A 19,724-nucleotide genomic window follows, 5' to 3' on the forward strand; every position below is an offset into this window, starting at 1 on the left:
GTCATAAAAATGGGCCTCGATACCTGTCTGAGTCACTTTCTTCTGATAAATTTCAGTACTCCATTATGAGATCTGGTTAGATCAGGAGTACCCAGTGAATAAAACCATGAAGTTAGGGGTTATCGCCTCCGTCGTGCTGCTATCAGCCTGCGGAGCAGAACAACAGGAGAAGGCGCAGCCTGGCGTGGTCTCGCTGCGGCTTATCCAGACCTCCGACATTCATTCCAATGTGCTGGGGTATGACTACTACCAGAACAAGGAAGATCGCAAATTCGGCCTCTCCCGTACTGCCGTGCTGATCCGGGAGGCCCGCGCCGAAAACCCCAACAACCTGCTGCTCGACAACGGCGACCTGATCCAGGGCTCGCCGCTGGCCGACTACATCTTTGAGCAAGCGGGCGAGGGCTACCTCGACAAGCAGGCGCATCCCGTGTTCAAGGCGATGAACGAGCTGGGTTATGACGCCGGCAACCTGGGCAACCACGAGTTCAACTACGGGCTGGATTACCTCGGCAAGGTGCTGCAAGGGGCCAAGTTTCCCTACGTGAATGCCAACGTGTTCGCAGCCGATGCCTTCAAGCGAGATGGAGAGGGCAAGATCGACTGGAGCGGCAACAAGTTCACCCCCTACCTGCTGCTGGAGCGTCAGGTGACCGATGACAAGGGGCAGCCACAGACCGTCAAGGTCGGCATTCTGGGCCTGACCCCGCCGCAGGTACTGCAGTGGGACAAGCGTCACCTGCAGGGCAAGGTAGTGGTGGCCGACATGGTCGAGACCGCGAACCACTATATTCCCGAGCTGCGCGCCAAGGGAGCCGATCTGGTGGTCGTGGTGGCGCACACCGGCATCAATGCCGGCAGTTACGAGGCCATGATGGAGAATGCCGCCTGGCACCTGGCCAAGGTGGAAGGTATAGATGCCCTGATGCTGGGTCATGCCCACAAGAACTTCCCGGGGGACTTCCCCAATCTGCCGGAGGTGGACAACCAGGCCGGCACCCTGAGTGGTGTACCAACCGTGATGCCGGGCTTTTGGGGCAATCACCTCGGCATCATCGACCTCAAGCTGGAACAGGTGGATGGCAAGTGGCGGGTGAAGCAGAGCCAGGCCAGCCTGCGCCAGATCGATGCCAGCGAAGGGAGCAAGGTGGATGCGCGAGTCACCGAGCTGGTCAAGGCAGACCATGAGGGCACCAACCAGTGGCTGGATCGTCCTCTTGGCAAGATCACCAACCCCATCCACAGCTTCTTCGCCCTGGTGCAGGACGATCCCTCGGTGCAACTGGTGAGCGATGCCCAGCGCCGGCATGCCGAACAGTTGCAAAAGGATGGCCTGCTCAAGGAGCCTTATCCGATCCTCTCGGCGGCGGCGCCGTTTCGTGGCGGTCGCAACGGCATCACTGACTTCACCTATGTGCCGGCGGGGGATATCTCCCTGCGCAACGTCTCTGATCTCTACATCTATCCGAACACCTTGCAGGTGGTCGAGGTGAACGGGGCCACCGTCAAGGAGTGGCTGGAGATGAGTGCCGGCCAGTTCAACCGGGTGGATCCCGCCAGCCGCGAGGTGCAGTGGCTGGTGAACGAGAGTTTCCCCACCTACAACTTCGACGTGATCGACGGGGTCAGCTACGAGGTGGATATCACCCAGCCCGCCCGTTACAACAAGGAAGGGGTCAAGGTGAGCGAGGGCGAGCGGATAGGCAAGCTGACCTTCAACGGCAAGCCCGTCGATCCGGCCCAGAAATTCTACGTGGTGACCAACAACTACCGCGCCAGCGGTGGCGGCCACTTCCCGGAAGTGGATGGTGGCAATATCGTCCACGAAGATCCCTTCGAGACACGTGAAATTGTGGCCCGGTACCTGAAGTCACGTTCGGCCAGCCAGCCCCAGGGCTTCAGTCCGTTGGCCGACAACAACTGGCACATGAAGGCGCTGCCTGCGGGCGTCGATGTACGCCTCTACTCCTCTCCCCGCGAGGAGGCCAAGGCGGTGGCTGGGGCGGATCTGGCCTATCAGTCCACTTTGCCGATGGATGATGCGAAGCATCCCGGTTACGCCATCTACCGTCTGGTTCGCCAGTAACAGGGCATGGCCGGAGACAGACTTCGGCCAGTAGAAAACAACATGCCAGCCCGTTTGTCCGGGCTGGTATGTTTCGTTTCTGTGGCCGGGTCAGACCCGGAACTGGGAGAGCAGGCTCTGTTGTTGCAAGCTGACCTGATGGAGGGAGGAGGCGATATGCAGGCACTCCTGGGCCTCCTGCTCGCCGGTTCTGGCTTGTTGGCTGATCCCCGATACCTTGTCGGAAGACCTGCTCAGGGTGAGCGAGAGCTGGCCGGTGGCATCGGCTACCTGCTGCACCATGGTGGCCAGCCGGTCGATGGCCTCTTCCACCCGAAACAGGATCTGCCTGGTATTCTCGGAATCCTGCATCCCTGACTCCACCGTCTTCATGTTGCGCTGCATCATCAGGTAGGCCGTCTCCGTCTGCTGCTGGATGCTGCTGATCACCTGGCTGATTTCGGCGCTGGAGGCGGCGGTGCGGCTGGCCAGGGTACGTACCTCGTCGGCCACCACCGCAAAACCGCGACCCATTTCTCCGGCCCTGGCGGCCTCGATGGCGGCGTTGAGGGCCAGCAGGTTGGTCTGCTCGGAAATACCGCTGATGGTGGAGATGATCTGGCCGATCTGGCCCGCTTGCTCCTTGAGGGAGTTGATGGCGATGGCGCACTCGCCCACCTCCGTCACCATGCGTTGCATGCCCGTGGTGGCGGACGCCATATACTGGCTGCTCTCGACGGTCAGCTGCCGTACGTCGTTGGCATTCTGGGCGGCCATGCTGCAGTTGTCCGAGATGTGAGTGGCCACTTGCACCATCTGTTCGCTGTCCTGATGCAGCGCCTGGGCGTGTTCCGCCGTCTGGCGGCTGCTCTGGCTGATGGCTTCGACCCGGTTGACCGAGGTGTGCACGTGCTCACTGATGTGCTGGTTGTTGTCCATGGTCGAACTTATCATCTGCTGCAGCTTCTCGATGAAGCGATCCACGCTGTTGGCCAGCGAGCCAATCTCGTCATCCCGCTGCAGGTTGATGCGTACGTTGAGGTCTCCGTCCCCTGCCGCTATGTCCTGCATCCGCCTGTCGACCTGCAGCAGCGGGGCCACCAGTGTGCGGGTCAGCCAGAACCCGCAGAGGATGACCGCAATCAGGCTCAACACCAGACCGGTCAGCAACAGGCCGTGGGTATGGCCGATGATGTCGTGCAGCCGGGCGACCTGATCTTCCACTGTGGCGTCCCCCTGGGCTTCGATATCAACCAGCTGTTTTTGCAGCTCATCGGCACTGGCTTCGTAGCTAGCTTGCTGGATTTGATAGGCGCTCAGGGCCGAAGTCCAGGTCTCCAGCAGCTGATGGTGCCGTGACATCAGGGTGCGGTACTGGCTGGCCAGCGACTGGCCGGCAAATTCGCCGCTCCCTTCGCTGTCGAACAACCCGGTGGCCAGCATGCGATCAACGGCGCTCTGGTAGAAATCGGTCGCCTCCTTGAGCTCTTCCCTGATGGCGGGGGTGACGCCCTGGCTGCGCATCTTCTCCAGCGCATAGAGTTGGCGCAAGAAACCGATGTTGGCCTCCATACCGCCATCGGCGGCTTCCCAGCGGGTGGCAAGACCGCCATTCCAGCTGATGAGCTGGTCGGGGGACTGGGTGAGCGCCTCGACGGCGCCATCGCCGATCACTTCCAGCTGGGTCGAAATACGCTCCATGCGCTCGGCGTTATCCCGCAGCGCCTTATCCACCTCGATATAGCTGTCATGGAGGCCCAGCAGTTTTTCCTGTTGCTGCTGATACTCCTGCTTGCGCTGCGTCATGGCGGCGATGGTGCTGTCGTCGATCAGCTTGCCCTGGGCGACCCGGGACAGTGCATCGTCGGCGGTGGCCCTGGCGGCATCGAGGGCCGGACGATCAAGGGGTGTGCCGTTTTGCATCTTCTGGATATGGAGTTGCTGGTTGCCCAGTTCGATGGAGCCCTCCATGGCGCCGTCCGCGGTTTGCCAGGCTGCGCCCAGCACGTAGGAGAGCAGTGCCTCCAGCCGCTGACTGCCATACCAGCCCGCAGCGCCCATACCCAGGGTGCAAGCGAGCAGTATGGTGAGCGCCAGGGTGAATGTGGTGACAATTTTCATCTGATGCCTTCCTTGGTATCGACACTGGATCGAACAGAGTTCCGAACGGATTCAGTGTAGTCGTTTATGTTCCGGCACAACGCCTGCGGCGTGGCAGGGATCGCCCGTGCCTTGTAACCAATAAGGAAAGCATGGTGGTGAAAGGCATAAAAAGCCGCTCTGACCACCCGGTGGTGTAAGGCCTATGCTGGATACTTATCCAGTTATTCTTTATGCTATGAACCAATTTTCGAATCGTCGTATTGGTAAGGAGAGAGCCGTGATCGGTCGCTTGAGAGGCATTGTCATTGAAAAGCAGCCCCCCGAGGTTTTGCTGGAGGTTGGCGGGGTCGGCTACGAGGTGCAGATGCCCATGAGCTGCTTCTACGACCTGCCGGATATCGGCCAGGAGGCGACCATCCAGACCCATTTCGTGGTGCGTGAAGATGCCCAGCTGCTCTATGGCTTCAACCACAAGCAGGAGCGGGCACTGTTTCGCGAGCTGATCAAGACCAACGGTGTGGGCCCCAAATTGGCGCTGGCCATTCTCTCCGGCATGACTGCCAGCCAGTTTGTCCTGTGTGTCGAGCGCGAGGAGATAAGCTCTCTGGTCAAATTGCCCGGGGTGGGCAAGAAGACGGCGGAGCGGCTGGTGGTCGAGATGAAGGACAGGCTCAAGGGCTGGGTCAGCCACGATCTCTTCTCGCCGGCGGCCGTGCCCCTGCCTGCCAGCGAACCGGCCCTGCGGGCGCCGGATGCGGCAGAAGAGGCGGCCAGCGCGCTGGTGGCCCTTGGTTACAAGCCACAGCAGGCCAGCCAGATCGTCAGCAAGATCGCCGCCGATGGCATGTCGGTGGAAGAGATCATCCGTGAATCCCTGCGTAGTCTGGTGTGAGGTAGTCGATGATTGAAGCGGATCGTCTCATCTCGGCAAGTGCCGCCCGTGAGGATGACATTATCGATCGGGCCATTCGCCCCAAGAAACTGGCCGACTACACGGGCCAGGATACCGTCTGCGAACAGATGGAGATCTTCATCGAGGCGGCGCGGCAACGGGGAGAGGCCCTCGATCACCTGCTGATCTTCGGCCCGCCGGGTCTGGGCAAGACGACCCTCGCCAACATTGTCGCCAACGAGATGGGGGTGAACATCAAGACCACATCGGGTCCGGTGCTGGAAAAGGCCGGCGATCTGGCTGCGCTGCTCACCAACCTCGAGCCCAACGATGTGCTGTTCATCGACGAGATCCACCGCCTGAGCCCCGTGGTGGAGGAGGTGCTCTACCCGGCCATGGAGGATTACCAGCTCGACATCATGATAGGGGAGGGGCCGGCGGCCCGCTCCATCAAGCTCGACCTGCCCCCCTTCACCCTGATCGGGGCAACCACCCGGGCCGGCTCTCTCACCAGCCCGCTGCGGGATCGCTTCGGTATCGTCCAGCGGCTGGAGTTCTACAACGTCAAGGATCTCACCGACATCGTCTCCCGCAGTGCCCGCTGCCTGGGGCTCGACATGTCGGAGGATGGTGCCATCGAGGTGGCCCGTCGTTCTCGCGGCACCCCGCGAATTGCTAATCGTTTGTTAAGGCGGGTGCGGGATTTTGCCCAGGTCAAGTCTGACGGCAAGATTGACGGCCCCATTGCAGCCCGTGCCATGGACATGCTGGACGTGGATAACGAGGGGTTCGACTTCATGGACCGCAAGCTATTGTTGGCTGTCATCGACAAGTTTATGGGGGGGCCTGTGGGGCTTGATAATCTGGCGGCCGCCATCGGGGAAGAGAAAGATACCATCGAGGATGTGCTGGAGCCTTACCTGATCCAGCAGGGATATCTGCAACGCACTCCCAGAGGGCGGATAGCGGCCACGCGAGCCTATGCCCATTTCGGCCTTCAGCGGCCAGATGAGAAGTGAAAACAGACACTTGATTAGAAAACCGCCGCCAACGGCGGTTTTTTTATTGGCGGGATAAAAAAAAAGCCCACGGCGGATGCGGTGGGCAAAGACAATTCAGGATGGATGTTCACAACCAGTGAGTACGTCCGGATACAGACCGGAAAAAAACGAGTGAGCCGTCGCGAGCTCTCAGAGTCGGTTCAATTGATAGAGTTGAACAAAAGAAAGCTTGTAGTAGCTGATGGTTTTAGCAACAAACTTTTTCATCTTCGATTCCAATAAACAGGTTCAAACGGATGGTCGGATACGTACCGTGAACCCTGATTAACCGGCCTGTATCCAAGGGGATGTCCTCACTGCGAGGCGCATTGTAGGAGTTCGAATCAGCCCGGGCAAACAAGAAAAATTGCACCATTCAAATTAGTTTAACTAATGATGAATTTGGTCTGATTGATTCGCATGAGTATGCATTGTTTGCAGTTTTAAATTGCTTTTCCGAGGCGGCCAGAACAATCCGGATAACATGATAAACATGACCTTGGCTGTTATTTTTAAATTAAACTAGAGAGCGAGATGTTAAAAATTTAAATTGATTTAAATCAATGTTTTACATCAAGTCTAATTTTGTGATCCAGCTCTCTTCATCGCTTTGTAAATAGTTTAAAGATGCCTTTTGAAGCCATGTAATTGGGTCGCTTTTACATTGATTTCAATCAAATAAAGGTGATATAAAACCACGGTCATCATGGGCGAGAATAAATTCCAGCTGGTTGTTTTAGAATTGTTAAACATTAGCTTTCTTTGTTCTCAGGTATTGCCTTGTTGTTAATATTGGTCGTTGGTGAAGGGGTTTTGTTGTGAGGATTTACAGCAAGCTCCATTTGCTAACCCCCAACGGAAGCTTTGTCCCTAAATCTTAAAATAGCCGTGCCAATAATCGGTGAGGAAACATCATGATTGCTGAGCATGTGGTCGACCTATCGCGGTTCCAGTTCGCTGCGACGGCCCTCTATCACTTCTTGTTTGTCCCCCTGACGCTGGGAATGACCTTCATTCTCGCGATCATGGAATCTGTCTATGTTATGACCAACAACCCCATCTACAAGGACATGACCAAGTTCTGGGGCAAGTTGTTCGCCATTAACTTCGCCCTCGGGGTGACCACGGGTTTGACCATGGAGTTCCAGTTCGGGACCAACTGGGCTTACTACTCCCACTATGTCGGCGACATCTTCGGGGCCCCGCTGGCCATCGAAGGGCTGATGGCCTTCTTCCTGGAGTCCACCTTCGTCGGTATGTTCTTCTTCGGTTGGGATCGTCTCTCCAAGCATCAACACCTGGCTGCCACCTGGTTGATGGCGCTGGGGACCAACCTCTCCGCCCTCTGGATCCTGGTTGCCAACGGCTGGATGCAGAACCCGGTCGGTGCCGAGTTCAACTTTGAATCCATGCGCATGGAAATGGTGAGCTTCGCCGATCTGGTGTTCAACCCGGTAGCTCAGGTCAAGTTCGTGCACACTGTTGCAGCGGGCTACACCTGCGGCGCCATGTTTGTACTGGGCATCTCCTCCTACTACCTGCTGAAGAATCGTGATGTGGCCTTCGCCCGTCGCTCCTTCGCCATTGCTGCCGCCTTCGGTATGGCCTCCATCCTCTCCGTGCTGGTGCTGGGTGACGAGTCCGGTTACGAGACAGGTGAAGTGCAGAAGGTGAAACTGGCTGCCATCGAAGCCGAGTGGGAGACTGAACCCGCGCCAGCCGCCTTTACCCTGTTCGGTATTCCGAATCAGGAAGAGATGCGCACCGACTACGCCATCAAGATCCCTTATGCCCTTGGCATCATCGCGACCCGTTCCCTGGACGGTCAGGTGACCGGTCTCAAGGATCTGAAGAGCGAGCACGAGCTGCGCGTGCGCAACGGCATGACCGCCTACGACCTGCTGACCAAGCTGCAATCCGGCGACAAGTCTGACGAGACCCGCGCTCGCTTCGACGAAGTGAAGCAGGATCTGGGTTACGGTCTGCTGCTCAAGCGTTACACCAACAATGTGACCGATGCGACCGAGGAGCAGATCATGGCTGCGGTGGATGACTCCATCCCGCACGTACTGCCGCTGTTCTTCGCCTTCCGCATCATGGTAGCGACCGGCATGGTGATGCTGGTGCTGATCGGCCTGGCCTTCTATGACAGTGCCCGTCACCGCATCGGCGAGCGCAAGTGGCTGCTCAAGGCCCTGCTGTGGGGTATCCCGCTGCCGTGGATCGCCATCGAAGCCGGTTGGTTTGTAGCCGAGTACGGCCGTCAGCCCTGGACCATTGCGGAAGTGCTGCCGACCTTCGTCTCCGCTTCCAACGTGCCTGCGTCCGAGATTTGGTTCTCTCTGATCGGTATCTGCCTGTTCTACACAGTGCTGCTGATTATCGAGATGTACCTGATGTTCAAGTTTGCCCGCCTCGGCCCTAGCAGCCTGAAGACCGGCAAGTATCACTTCGAACAGCTCAAGGCATAAGGAGAGTAACCATGTTTGATTACGAAACTCTGCGTGTCATCTGGTGGGTGCTGGTCGGTGTGCTGCTGATCGGTTTCGCCATCACTGACGGCTTCGACATGGGGGTGGGCGCACTGCTCCCCTTCGTCGGCAAGAAAGACATTGAACGTCGTGTCATGATCAACTCCATTGCCCCCCACTGGGATGGCAACCAGGTGTGGTTGATCACCGCAGGTGGCGCCCTGTTCGCCGCCTGGCCGCTGGTTTATGCCACCGCATTCTCCGGCTTCTATGTGGCGATGATCCTGACCCTGATGGCGCTGTTCTTCCGTCCGGTCGGTTTTGACTACCGCTCCAAGCTGGAAAGCCCGAGATGGCGCAACAACTGGGACTGGTGCCTGTTCATCGGTGGTGCCGTACCGCCCATCGTGTTTGGCGTGGCGTTTGGCAACCTGCTGCAGGGCGTGCCGTTCGAGTTCAACCAGTTCCTGATGTCTACCTATCACGGCAACTTCTTCGGCCTGCTCAATCCGTTCGGTCTGCTGGCCGGCGTGGTGAGTCTGTGCATGTTCCTGGCGCAGGGCGCAACCTGGCTGATGATGAAGACCGAAGGTGAAGTGCTGGCCCGCTCCCGCACCGCCGCCATCGGCAGCTCCCTGCTGACCATGGTGCTGTTCGCCCTGGCCGGTTGGTGGGTCAGCGGCATGGATGGCTATGTCATCGTCAAGGCCGCCGCGAACGATGCCGTCTCCAACCCGCTCGGCAAGGAAGTGGTGCAACAGGCCGGCGCCTGGATGAACAACTACAGCCTCTACCCGTGGATGGTGGCAGCCCCCGTGCTGGGCCTCTCCATGAGCCTGCTGGTTGCCGTGTTTGCCAAGCTGAACAAGGGCTGGCTGGCGTTTACCTGCTCCTCCCTGGCGATGGCGGGCATCATCCTGACCGCCGGTTTCTCCATGTTCCCGTTCGTGATGCCCTCAAGCCTTGAGCCGTCACAGAGCCTGACCATGTGGGATACCACTGCCTCCTTCAACACCCTGCAGGTGATGACGGTGGCCGCTGCTATCTTCGTGCCGATTGTGCTGGGTTACACCCTCTGGACCTACATCAAGATGTATGGCCGGGTGACCAACAAGCACATCGAAGATAACCAACATTCGGCCTACTAAGAAGGAGCCCTGACAATGTGGTATTTCACCTGGATCCTGGGTCTGCTGCTGGCCTGCGCATTTGGCATCATCAATGCGCTGTGGTTGGAACACACCGAGAACATGGATCGCCAGATCGATGAAGACAAGTGATCGACTCGCCAGGCTGGCCGCTCCCCTGGAGCGCCAGCCATGGCAGGGGTTGATGTTGTTGGCGGCGGCCCTGTTGGGCGTCGCCATCTTGCAGGCCCCGAACCTGATCGCGGCCAACACCAGTGAACACGGTCACTGGCTGGCGCCCTGGCTGATGTGGGCAGTCTGCTGCGGCGTGCTGCACGGGCTGGGATTCCACCCCCGCAGCCTGTTCGGACGCCTGTTCTTCAACCCCTGGCTCGCTTTGCCCAGTTTGTTGTACGGGCTCTGGTTGATGCAGTCATATTTCCTTGCATAAAAAACGGGGGGAGGCAGGATTTCCCTGTCTCCCCCTGCTTCTTTCCTATTCAGCCCTGCGCTATGATAGCCCCCCATCTGACTGTCGAATGGATCACAGATTGTTATGGGGGAAGTCTTTGAGTTTCCGGTGCGTGTTTACTACGAAGATACCGACGCCGGGGGCATCGTCTACAACGCCAATTATCTCAAGTTTATGGAACGTGCTCGCACCGAGTTTCTTCGTGCAAGGGGCGTCGAACAGGACGTTTTGCTGCTGGAGGGATTCGCCTTCGTCGTGACTCGCACCGAGATCGATTTCCGCTCGGCGGCCCGTTTTAATGAATTACTGAATGTGTTAACGCAAGTGACTGAAATGAAACGCGCATCCCTGCGCTTTTCCCAGCAGATCCTGGCGGCCGACGGGCGACTTGTCGCCCGGGCCATGGTACAGATAGCCTGTGTCAGTCATCCGCAAATGAAACCTGTCGCAATACCTGAAAATATCAAGGGAGTGCTGTTAAGTGCACGCTGAAATTTCGTTTATTGGCCTGTTTTGGCAAGCCAGCCTGTTGGTCAAACTGGTCATGATCACCCTGATGGGGATGTCCGTGGTCTCCTGGGCGCTGATTATCCAGCGCTCCAAGGTGATCAAGGCGGCCAATCTCGCTTCCGAGCAGTTTGAAGACAGATTCTGGTCCGGGGTCGATCTCAACCGTCTCTACCAGGAGTCCTCCTCCCGTCGCGACGACATCGAAGGCATGGAAGACATCTTCTACTCCGGCTTCAAGGAGTACGCCCGTCTGCTCAAGGCTGGCGCCCGTGGCCAGGATGCGGTGATGGACGGTACCTATCGTGCCATGCGTGTCTCCCTCTCCCGCGCGGTGGACGATCTGGAATCGAATCTGCCGGTGCTGGCGACCATAGGTTCCATCAGCCCCTATATCGGTCTGTTCGGTACCGTGTGGGGGATCATGAACGCTTTTATCGCCCTGGGTCAGGTGCAGCAGGCGACCCTGCAGATGGTGGCTCCGGGTATCGCGGAGGCGCTGATCGCCACCGCCATGGGTCTGTTTGCGGCGATCCCGGCGGTTATCTTCTACAACCGCTTCTCCAACAAGGTCGAGCGACTGGAGAACGCCTATGCCAACTTCATGGACGAGTTCTCCACCATTCTGAACCGTCAAATTGCTCAGCAGCAGGGTGATCAGTAATGCAAACCTATCAGCGGATCCGGCGCAAGAAGGTGGCCGAGATCAACGTGGTGCCCTATATCGACGTCATGCTGGTGCTGCTCATCATCTTCATGGCAGTGACGCCCGTGATCACGCAAGGGGTCAAGGTCGATCTGCCGCAGGCTGAATCCGAGCAGCTGCCGGAAGATGCCAAGCCGCCCTTCATCGTCAGCGTCAATACCGACGGTGAATACGTGATCAAGGCAGGCGAGGCGGATGACGAGCCGGTTCCCAGCGGCACGCCCGAGGCGATGCAGCAGTACATCACCGAGAAGGCCATGGGCTATCTGGCCATCAACCAGAACGCCCCCGTGGTGGTCGCCGGTGACAAGGCGGTGCGCTACGAGGAGGTGATCCTGTTGATGGTGGCCCTCAAGAATGCCGGGGTGCCTCAGGTTGGTCTGATGACGGATCCGGTGAACTGACGGAGATGGATGTGAAGCGTGGTATTTCCGGTTATCTCGTCGCATCGTTCCTGCTGCATCTGATCATCGGCATCATCCTGTTTGTCGGTCTCGACTTCAGCAAGCCCAAGCGACCCGAGTCAACGGGGCAGATCGTCAATGCGGTGATGCTGGACAGCGAGTTCCTGGATCAGCAGGCGAAGCAGATCCAGCAGCAGAAGGCCCAGCCCAAGGTGGCCGAGCAGAAGAAAAAGGAAGAGGCTGAGCAGGCCAAGCGTGAGCTGGCGCAGGAACAGGAGCGTCTGCGCATCGCCGAGACCAAACGCAAGGAGGCCGAAGAGGCGACCCGCAAGGCCGAGGCCGAGAAACAGAAAAAAGTAGCCGAGCAGAAGCTGGCGGAAGAGAAGGCCCAGAAAGCCGAGGAAGCCCGCAAGCTGGAAGAGCAGAAGGCCAAGAAGGCGGAAGCCGAGCGCAAGGCGGCGGAAGATGCCAAGGCGCTGGCGCTGAAAAAGAAAAAGGAACAAGAGAAGAAAGAGGCCGAAGAGAAGGCCAAGGCAGAAGAGGCTAAGGCCAAGAAAGCGGAAGCGGAGAAAAAAGCCAAAGCCGAAGCCGAGAAGAAAGCCAAGGCGGAAGCAGAGAAAAAAGCCAAAGCCGAGGCCGAGAAGAAGGCCAAGGAAGAGGCGGCCAAGAAGGCAAAAGCTGACGCAGAGAAGAAAGCCAAGGCGGAGGCCGAGAAGAAGGCCAAGGCCGAGGCTGAACGCAAGCGCAAAGCGGCGGAAGAGGCCAGATTGCAAAAAGAGATGGAAGCCATGATGCAACAGCAGCTGGCGGCCGAGGCCAATGCCCGCAGTCAGGCGGCATCGGCGGCGGCGCAGGGGGAGGTCGACAAATACGCGGCCCTCATCAAGGCCACTGTTGAGCGGTATATGATTTTGGATCCCACAATGCGGGGCAAAACCTGTACTATCGGTGTACGTCTTGCGAGCTCCGGCTTTGTCATCTCGGTGGATAATGGCCAGGGTGATCCGGCTGTTTGTCGCTCCGGCAAGGCGGCGGTCCTGAAGGCTGGCTCCTTGCCGGTACCCAAGGATCCTGCGGCATTCGAGATGTTGAAGGAGTTCAACCTCAAGTTGGAACCGAACATCTAAATACGGGATAACGGGGTCATTGACTGTGGTGGGCAGCATCTTGCTGACAAAGGAATCGAACCTCTCATTTTTATTGGAACCGAGTATTTAAGCCATGATCAGAAAAGTGTTTTTTGCTTTGGTTGGCTGTTTGTTGCTGGGCCAGAGTGCCCAGGCGGCCCTGGACATCGTCATCACAGGCGGTATCGATAGCGCACGTCCCATCGCCATCGCTCCCTTCAAGTGGGAAGGCAATGGCCAGCTGCCGCAGGACATCGCCGAAGTGGTTTCCAACGACCTGATGCGCAGCGGCAAGTTCAAGCCGCTGGCCCGCAGCCAGATGCCGCAGACCCCGAGCACCAGCGGTGAGATCAACTTCGCGCCCTGGGCTGCCCAGGGAGTAGAAGCGGTCGTGGTCGGTACCATTGCGCCGGTCGGGGATGGCACCTACAAGGTCAACTTCGAGCTGGTCGATGTGCTCAAGGGCCAGCTGGCCAAGGCACAGGGCGGTGAAAGCAGCGGCTACATCCTGGACAGCCGGATGGCGACCATCCCGGGTGCCCAGATGCGCCAGTTTGCCCACCGTATCTCCGACATCGTCTATGAGCGTCTGACTGGCGAGCGTGGCGCCTTCCTGACTCGTCTGGCCTATGTGGCCGTCCAGCAGGGTGTCCAGTTCCCGTATCAGCTGCGTATCTCCGATTACGACGGTTACAACGAGAAGACTCTGCTGCGCTCCCGCGAGCCGCTGATGTCGCCATCCTGGTCGCCGGATGGCAGCAAGCTGGCCTATGTGAGCTTCGAGAACCAGAAGTCCGAGATCTACGTGCAGGATATCTACACCCAGCAGCGCAGCCTGATCACCAGTTTCCGTGGCATCAACGGGGCGCCGGAGTGGTCTCCGGATGGTCGTCGTCTGGCTATCGTTTTGTCCAAAGATGGTCAGCCTGATCTCTATGTCGTTGATGTGGCTAGCAAGCAACTCACTCGAGTCACCAATAACCGCACCATCGACACCGAACCGTCCTGGATGCCGGATGGGCAAACTTTGCTGTTCACCTCCGAACGTGGTGGCAAACCCCAGATTTATAGCGTAAATTTGTCGACTGGCGTGACTCGCCGGATGACCTGGGAAGGTGAATCCAACCAGGGGGCATCCATTACTCCGGACGGCAAGACCATGGTGATGGTGACCCGGGTTCAGGGACAATATCGCATCGCACGTCAGGACATGGAAACCGGTGCTCTGTTGGTGTTGACCCAAAGTGCTCTGGACGAGTCGCCCAGTGTGGCTCCCAATGGCAGCATGATCATTTATGCCACCATCTATCAGGGTCGTAAGAGTCTGGCATTGGTGTCGACTGATGGTCGCTTCAAGGCTGTGCTTCCGACCAGTAGCGGTGAAATACGTGCACCAGCTTGGTCGCCCTTCTTGAATTGATAAAAATCCGATTGTTTTTTGTTTTGTTATAAAGGTTTAAGGAAATAGCATGCAACTCAATAAACTGCTCAAGGGTTTGGCCATCGCACTGCCACTGTTCACCCTGGCCGCTTGTAGCTCTTCTTCTGATTCCGACGCCGCTGGTGCCGAATCAGGCATGACCGACGGCATGGGCGGTGTACAAACCGGCGGCGCCAACGGTATGTTGTCCCCGGAAGAGCAGATGCGTCAGAAGTTCGAAGCACTGCAGCGTGACAACGTCATCTACTTCCCGTTCGACGGTTATGACATCCAGGGTCAGTACGCTGATCTGCTGGATGCCCACGCCAGCTACCTGCGTGAGCGCCCGTCCGTCAAAGTGCTGATCGAAGGTCACGCCGACGAGCGTGGTACTCCGGAGTACAACATCGCGCTGGGCGAGCGTCGTGCCAAGGCTGTTGCCAAGTATCTGCAAACCCTGGGTGTGCAGGCTGAGCAGCTCTCCATCGTCAGCTATGGCGAAGAGAAGCCGCTGGATCTGTCTCACACCGAGGATGCCTTTGCCAAGAACCGTCGTGCGGTCCTGGTTTACTAAGGTTTGATTCGGATGAATTTTGTGTATAAGCAAGCGGCCATTTCGATGGCCGTTTTATTTGCAGTCACTGCTCATGCCGCGGCTCCAGTCAGCGACCTGGGCGGTGATTCGAGCGGTGGCGTTATCCTTAGCGGCAATAACGGTGCCATAGTCCCGTCTGGCAGCCTGGAAGACAGGGTCGCCTTGCTGGAGCGCACTCTCAACGCCCGTCTGCGGATGCAGGCCGAGTTGCAGCAGCAGGTTGACTCCCTGCAAGGTGAAGTCTCCGAGCTGCGTGGTCAGCTGGAGCAACAGACCTACCAGATGGAACAGTCGCAGGAGCGTCAGCGCCAGCTCTATCAGGAGCTGGACAAGGTCGCCAGCAGCCAACAGGCCGCTCCTGCCGCGCCCGCAACCACTCCCGCAGCAGCTGCCAACTACTCGACCAACCAGGACGAGAATCAGGCCTATGACGCCGCGGTGAACATGGTGCTCAAGGAGAAGAACTACGACAAGGCGATTCCTGCCTTCGAAGGGTTCATCAAGCAGTTCCCGAACTCCAGCTATGTCCCCAATGCCCACTACTGGCTGGGTCAGCTGCTGTTCAACAAGGGTGACAGAGCCGGTGCCACCACCCAGTTTGCCACTCTGGCCAACAAATACAGCAAGTCGCCCAAGCGCGCCGATGCCCTGCTGAAGCTGGGGATGCTGGCACAGCTGGATGGCAAGAAGGCGGAAGCCAAGAGCTTCTATGAGCAGGTGATCAAGGGATATCCCAACACCTCGCCAGCCCAGTTGGCCAAGCAGAGCCTGAGCAAGCTGTAACATTGCCGTATGTTACTGTTTTCGTAACGGTACTGTAAAAACGGCGCGCATTTGTATGCGCAGTGAGCAAACGGATTTAAATTACGAATTTTAGGTTGCACCGGAAATTTAAATCCGTAATATAGGCCGCCGTCAGAGCCGAAGCGGTAACGCGGTCGGAGCTGGTCGTGGTGAGGGTCGTTAGCTCAGTCGGTAGAGCAGTTGACTTTTAATCAATTGGTCGCTGGTTCGAATCCAGCACGACCCACCATTTTCTCCACCAGGTGGAGACAGAATTCCCAGGTCGTTTAGCTCAGCTGGGAGAGCACCTCCCTTACAAGGAGGGGGTCACTGGTTCGAGCCCAGTAACGACCACCAGTTTTAAAAAATGATACAGATGGGTCGTTAGCTCAGTCGGTAGAGCAGTTGACTTTTAATCAATTGGTCGCTGGTTCGAATCCAGCACGACCCACCACCATTTAGCAGTATCCCAGGTCGTTTAGCTCAGCTGGGAGAGCACCTCCCTTACAAGGAGGGGGTCACTGGTTCGAGCCCAGTAACGACCACCAGTTTTGAAAAAATGATACAGATGGGTCGTTAGCTCAGTCGGTAGAGCAGTTGACTTTTAATCAATTGGTCGCTGGTTCGAATCCAGCACGACCCACCATCATTTAGCAGTATCCCAGGTCGTTTAGCTCAGCTGGGAGAGCACCTCCCTTACAAGGAGGGGGTCACTGGTTCGAGCCCAGTAACGACCACCAGTTTTAAAAAATGATACAGATGGGTCGTTAGCTCAGTCGGTAGAGCAGTTGACTTTTAATCAATTGGTCGCTGGTTCGAATCCAGCACGACCCACCATCATTTAGCAGTATCCCAGGTCGTTTAGCTCAGCTGGGAGAGCACCTCCCTTACAAGGAGGGGGTCACTGGTTCGAGCCCAGTAACGACCACCAGTTTTAAAAAAATGATACAGATGGGTCGTTAGCTCAGTCGGTAGAGCAGTTGACTTTTAATCAATTGGTCGCTGGTTCGAATCCAGCACGACCCACCATCATTTAGCAATATCCCAGGTCGTTTAGCTCAGCTGGGAGAGCACCTCCCTTACAAGGAGGGGGTCACTGGTTCGAACCCAGTAACGACCACCAGTTTTAAAAAATGATACAGATGGGTCGTTAGCTCAGTCGGTAGAGCAGTTGACTTTTAATCAATTGGTCGCTGGTTCGAATCCAGCACGACCCACCATCATTTAGCAATATCCCAGGTCGTTTAGCTCAGCTGGGAGAGCACCTCCCTTACAAGGAGGGGGTCACTGGTTCGAGCCCAGTAACGACCACCATCTTTGCAAGAACACTGAAATCTGTAGCAATGTTTCAGAAAAAATCCCCACTCAGGTGGGGATTTTTTTGCCTGTCGTTCGGCGTGCCGGCTGTTCTTCTGCCGCATTGCAGCCTCTCTCTTCTTCGCCTTACTGCCACTACCCGTCGTCATCATGATGGCCTGCGGCTATATTCGCTTGCTTTACCAAGGTTCATCCAGGATTCCGGACAAGAAAAAAGGGCAGGCCAGGGCCAGCCCTCTGGCATGGGCTTACAGGATGCCGCGGATCAGGATCCCGGCGATCAACAGGGGGGCCACGATGCGCCAGCACCAGAGCAGAGCGAGCCGCAATGCGGGCGACAATCCTGCCGGCAGGATGCGTTCCCCCAGCCGCCAGCCCAGCAGCAGGGTCAGCACCAGACCAAACAGCGGCATCATCAGATTGGAGGTGAGGTAGTCGAGCAGTTCGAAGATGGTCTTGCCAAACAGGGTCAGATCGCTCCAGGGGCCGAACGACAGGCTGACCGGGATGCCCGAGGCCATGATGAGCAGGGTCAGCACCCGGCAAGCCCCACGGCGTGACCAGCCCCACTCTTCGGTGGTGAAGCGCACCAGGTGCTCCAGCATGGAGATGGAGGAGGAGAGGGCAGCGACCAGCAGCAGCAGGAAGAAGACTATCCCCAGTCCCTGACCGAACGGCAGATGGTTGAATACCGCAGGCATGGTCATGAAGGTCAGCCCCGGGCCTGCTGCCGGATCGATGCCGGTCGATGCCAACGCCGGGAAGATCATCAGGCCCGCCAGCACCGAGATGAAGCTCGCCAGAGTGACCACCCAGACGCCTGAGCGCACCACACCCTCGCTATTGGGCAGGTAGGCGCCATAAGTGGTGTGTACCCCCAGACCAATGGAGAGGGAGAAGAAGGCCAGCCCCAGCGCATCCAGCACGCTCTGGCCGGTCAGCATGGTGAAATCCGGCAGCAGCAGCTGGCGTACCCCAGCCACGGAGCCAGGCATGGATAGACCCACACAGACCAGTAGCAGCATCATGACGAACAGGGCCGGCATCATCCAGCGCAGGGCTCGCTCCACCCCTTTCTGGATCCCGCCCTGTACGAACCACCAGGTCAGCCCGGCAAATACCAGATGGGTCAGCACAGGCCACCAGGGATTGCTTACATAGCCGTTGAACAGGGCGGTGAGGGCGCTTCCCTCGCTCAGGTTGAGCTGGCCACTCACGGCCAGTGCCGCATAGCCGACGGTCCAGCCGCCGACCACGCTGTAGAAGCTGTAGATGAAGAAGCCACACAGGATCCCCATGTACCCCATCCAGCGCCAGTTCGGACCCACCAGTTTGCGGAAGGCGCCGAGCACCCCTCGCTGACTATGGCTGCCGAGCAGGGTTTCGCCGACCTGCACCGCCACCCCCAGGGTGAAGCTGAACAGCAGAAACACCAGCAGGAAGGCGCCCCCGCCATTGGTGGCCGTCACATAGGGAAACTTCCAGATCGCGCCAAGGCCGATCGCCGTGCCGGCGGCTGCCAGCACATGACCAAGACGGGAAGACCACTGAACCTGACTCATGCAACCTCCGGGTAATGCAACATCGAATCGATACTCCTTGGGCAAACAACAATATGAGCAACAACAAAAAAGGCCGCCCGAGGCGACCTTTGCAATGAACTTTCAGACAAGCTGTGCGTGCAAGGTCACCTCTCTTGCGAGCTAAAAAATCGACCAAACAGCACGAGGATGGCAGACATGAAGAGATGACCCGAGCAATAAACCGAGTCGACAGCCTAAACCATGGAAAGATAAATTGACACATAAAATAAAAAATTTTTATATGTGGCTATCTCGCCATTTTCCCACAGGGCGATCATCGGGCAGCCGCTTCGCTACCTTGTCCTTGATGGCTGGGGGATAATCACCCTCGTTTCCTATGGCGTGCGTGGCCGGAAGCCGGTATCACAGCAGCAAAGGCAGGATTGCATATGAAATGGATCTTCATCCCCTGGTTGTTCCTCAGTCTGAGTCTCTCGGCCCAGCCAGCCCTGACGCTGCTCAGCCATGAGCTCCCTCCCTTTACGTATCTCCATGAGGGCAAGCTGGATGGGTTGGCCGTGCGACTGGTGGAAGAGGTTCAGCAAGAACTGGGCGAGCATCAGCCTATCCGGGTCTATCCCTTTAAACGGGGGTTGGCACTGACCAGGCTGGAGCCGGGCTATGCACTGTTTGTGACCCAATGGACGCCGGAGCGGGCTCCCCATTACAAATGGGTCGGGCCGCTTTTTCTCAATCGGGTCGTGATTTACCAGCCTCCCGGCATCCGGCAAACACTGACCCGGCTGGACCAATTGCGTCATCTGCCCAGAGTCGGGGTGGTGCTGGGCAATGCCGATGACGAGCGGCTAACCCGGGAGGGCTATACCAATCTGGTACGTTATCAGACCGTAGATGAAGCCTTGCAGCGCCTGCTGCTTGGCAAGATAGACGCCCTGCCGGTAGGGGAGATGGTGCTCGATGCCGCGCTGGAGCGGCTGGGCCTGTCTGCCAAGAGTGTTACCAACAGCGGGGTCATATTGCACGACTCCTGGTTGTATCTCGCCTTTGGCAAGTCACAGGATGATGCCGTGATTGCCCGTTGGCAGGCTGCCCTCGACAAGGTCAGGGCCGCCCATCGTGAAGGCAGGTTCCCTGACCACAAGCGCTGAGGA

General features: G+C 57.7%; 17 protein-coding genes and 12 tRNA genes. 27 read left to right on the forward strand and 2 right to left on the reverse strand.

Annotation, left to right across the window (positions count from 1 at the left end; translation table 11 throughout):
- The first annotated feature begins 106 nt into the window (after positions 1-106).
- Positions 107-2,086: a bifunctional 2',3'-cyclic-nucleotide 2'-phosphodiesterase/3'-nucleotidase gene (locus LA321_RS09540; protein ID WP_042070387.1), complete on the forward strand. Its 1,980-nt coding sequence runs from the start codon at positions 107-109 to the stop codon at positions 2,084-2,086.
- Positions 2,087-2,176: 90 nt separating this feature from the next.
- On the opposite strand, the gene LA321_RS09545 is transcribed toward LA321_RS09540, so the two are convergent.
- The gene (locus tag LA321_RS09545) at positions 2,177-4,186 is read right to left on the reverse strand and encodes a methyl-accepting chemotaxis protein (RefSeq protein ID WP_042070385.1); all 2,010 of its coding nucleotides are present in this window, start codon (positions 4,184-4,186) and stop codon (positions 2,177-2,179) included.
- Between the two features lie 259 nt (positions 4,187-4,445).
- Between LA321_RS09545 and ruvA the strand changes: the two genes are divergently transcribed.
- From ruvA to LA321_RS09670, 25 genes are all read left to right on the forward strand, one after another.
- A complete protein-coding gene (ruvA, locus tag LA321_RS09550; RefSeq protein ID WP_042070383.1) occupies positions 4,446-5,060 on the forward strand; it encodes a Holliday junction branch migration protein RuvA in 615 nt (204 codons plus the stop codon).
- 8 nt (positions 5,061-5,068) lie between these two features.
- Entirely contained in the window at positions 5,069-6,079 is a 1,011-nt protein-coding gene (gene ruvB, locus LA321_RS09555) for a Holliday junction branch migration DNA helicase RuvB (protein WP_042070381.1), read from the forward strand.
- A gap of 935 nt (positions 6,080-7,014) precedes the next feature.
- On the forward strand, positions 7,015-8,571 hold the full coding sequence (locus LA321_RS09560; protein ID WP_026456929.1) for a cytochrome ubiquinol oxidase subunit I: 1,557 nt from the start codon (positions 7,015-7,017) through the stop codon (positions 8,569-8,571).
- An 11-nt stretch (positions 8,572-8,582) separates the two neighbouring features.
- Positions 8,583-9,719 carry a cytochrome d ubiquinol oxidase subunit II gene (gene cydB, locus LA321_RS09565; RefSeq protein ID WP_042070379.1) on the forward strand — a complete coding sequence of 379 codons (1,137 nt, stop codon included), beginning with the start codon at positions 8,583-8,585 and terminating at the stop codon, positions 9,717-9,719.
- A 15-nt stretch (positions 9,720-9,734) separates the two neighbouring features.
- Positions 9,735-9,851, forward strand: coding sequence for a cytochrome bd-I oxidase subunit CydX (gene cydX, locus LA321_RS09570; protein WP_026456928.1), 117 nt, complete (start codon positions 9,735-9,737; stop codon positions 9,849-9,851).
- A complete protein-coding gene (locus LA321_RS09575) occupies positions 9,838-10,149 on the forward strand; it encodes a cyd operon YbgE family protein (protein WP_042070378.1) in 312 nt (103 codons plus the stop codon). The genes cydX and LA321_RS09575 overlap by 14 nt, the downstream gene beginning before the upstream one ends.
- Positions 10,150-10,254: 105 nt before the next feature.
- Positions 10,255-10,662: a tol-pal system-associated acyl-CoA thioesterase gene (gene ybgC, locus LA321_RS09580; RefSeq protein ID WP_042070377.1), complete on the forward strand. Its 408-nt coding sequence runs from the start codon at positions 10,255-10,257 to the stop codon at positions 10,660-10,662.
- Positions 10,652-11,341: a protein TolQ gene (gene tolQ / locus LA321_RS09585; RefSeq protein WP_026456925.1), complete on the forward strand. Its 690-nt coding sequence runs from the start codon at positions 10,652-10,654 to the stop codon at positions 11,339-11,341. The genes ybgC and tolQ overlap by 11 nt, the downstream gene beginning before the upstream one ends.
- Complete coding sequence (tolR, locus tag LA321_RS09590) at positions 11,341-11,787, forward strand: protein TolR (protein ID WP_026456924.1); 447 nt, start codon at positions 11,341-11,343, stop codon at positions 11,785-11,787. Before tolQ ends, tolR begins: the two co-directional genes overlap by 1 nt.
- Before the next feature lie 5 nt (positions 11,788-11,792).
- Positions 11,793-12,914, forward strand: coding sequence for a cell envelope integrity protein TolA (gene tolA, locus LA321_RS09595; protein WP_042070376.1), 1,122 nt, complete (start codon positions 11,793-11,795; stop codon positions 12,912-12,914).
- Positions 12,915-13,008: 94 nt separating this feature from the next.
- Entirely contained in the window at positions 13,009-14,334 is a 1,326-nt protein-coding gene (tolB, locus tag LA321_RS09600) for a Tol-Pal system beta propeller repeat protein TolB (protein WP_042070375.1), read from the forward strand.
- 49 nt (positions 14,335-14,383) lie between these two features.
- Positions 14,384-14,908, forward strand: coding sequence for a peptidoglycan-associated lipoprotein Pal (pal, locus tag LA321_RS09605; protein ID WP_005313284.1), 525 nt, complete (start codon positions 14,384-14,386; stop codon positions 14,906-14,908).
- A 12-nt stretch (positions 14,909-14,920) separates the two neighbouring features.
- Complete coding sequence (gene ybgF, locus LA321_RS09610; protein ID WP_042070373.1) at positions 14,921-15,712, forward strand: tol-pal system protein YbgF; 792 nt, start codon at positions 14,921-14,923, stop codon at positions 15,710-15,712.
- A 174-nt stretch (positions 15,713-15,886) separates the two neighbouring features.
- Positions 15,887-15,962 (forward strand) — tRNA-Lys (locus LA321_RS09615).
- Between the two features lie 31 nt (positions 15,963-15,993).
- Positions 15,994-16,069, forward strand: a tRNA-Val gene (locus LA321_RS09620).
- A 21-nt stretch (positions 16,070-16,090) separates the two neighbouring features.
- Positions 16,091-16,166: transfer RNA gene (locus LA321_RS09625), tRNA-Lys, on the forward strand.
- An 18-nt stretch (positions 16,167-16,184) separates the two neighbouring features.
- A tRNA-Val gene (locus LA321_RS09630) sits at positions 16,185-16,260 on the forward strand.
- 22 nt (positions 16,261-16,282) lie between these two features.
- Positions 16,283-16,358 (forward strand) — tRNA-Lys (locus LA321_RS09635).
- An 18-nt stretch (positions 16,359-16,376) separates the two neighbouring features.
- A tRNA-Val gene (locus LA321_RS09640) sits at positions 16,377-16,452 on the forward strand.
- Positions 16,453-16,473: 21 nt separating this feature from the next.
- Positions 16,474-16,549 (forward strand) — tRNA-Lys (locus tag LA321_RS09645).
- A gap of 18 nt (positions 16,550-16,567) precedes the next feature.
- Positions 16,568-16,643 (forward strand) — tRNA-Val (locus LA321_RS09650).
- A gap of 22 nt (positions 16,644-16,665) precedes the next feature.
- A tRNA-Lys gene (locus tag LA321_RS09655) sits at positions 16,666-16,741 on the forward strand.
- Positions 16,742-16,759: 18 nt separating this feature from the next.
- A tRNA-Val gene (locus tag LA321_RS09660) sits at positions 16,760-16,835 on the forward strand.
- A gap of 21 nt (positions 16,836-16,856) precedes the next feature.
- Positions 16,857-16,932: transfer RNA gene (locus LA321_RS09665), tRNA-Lys, on the forward strand.
- Between the two features lie 18 nt (positions 16,933-16,950).
- Positions 16,951-17,026, forward strand: a tRNA-Val gene (locus tag LA321_RS09670).
- A 251-nt stretch (positions 17,027-17,277) separates the two neighbouring features.
- Here LA321_RS09670 and LA321_RS09675 read toward each other — a convergent pair.
- Positions 17,278-18,591: a sodium-dependent transporter gene (locus LA321_RS09675; RefSeq protein WP_042073393.1), complete on the reverse strand. Its 1,314-nt coding sequence runs from the start codon at positions 18,589-18,591 to the stop codon at positions 17,278-17,280.
- Positions 18,592-19,001: 410 nt separating this feature from the next.
- Here LA321_RS09675 and LA321_RS09680 point away from each other — a divergent pair, with 410 nt between their 5' ends.
- The gene (locus LA321_RS09680; protein ID WP_042073395.1) at positions 19,002-19,721 is read left to right on the forward strand and encodes a substrate-binding periplasmic protein; all 720 of its coding nucleotides are present in this window, start codon (positions 19,002-19,004) and stop codon (positions 19,719-19,721) included.
- The last annotated feature ends 3 nt before the right edge of the window (positions 19,722-19,724 follow it).

Source organism: Aeromonas enteropelogenes, assembly GCF_020097295.1.
In the GTDB taxonomy this organism is placed as follows: domain Bacteria; phylum Pseudomonadota; class Gammaproteobacteria; order Enterobacterales; family Aeromonadaceae; genus Aeromonas; species Aeromonas enteropelogenes.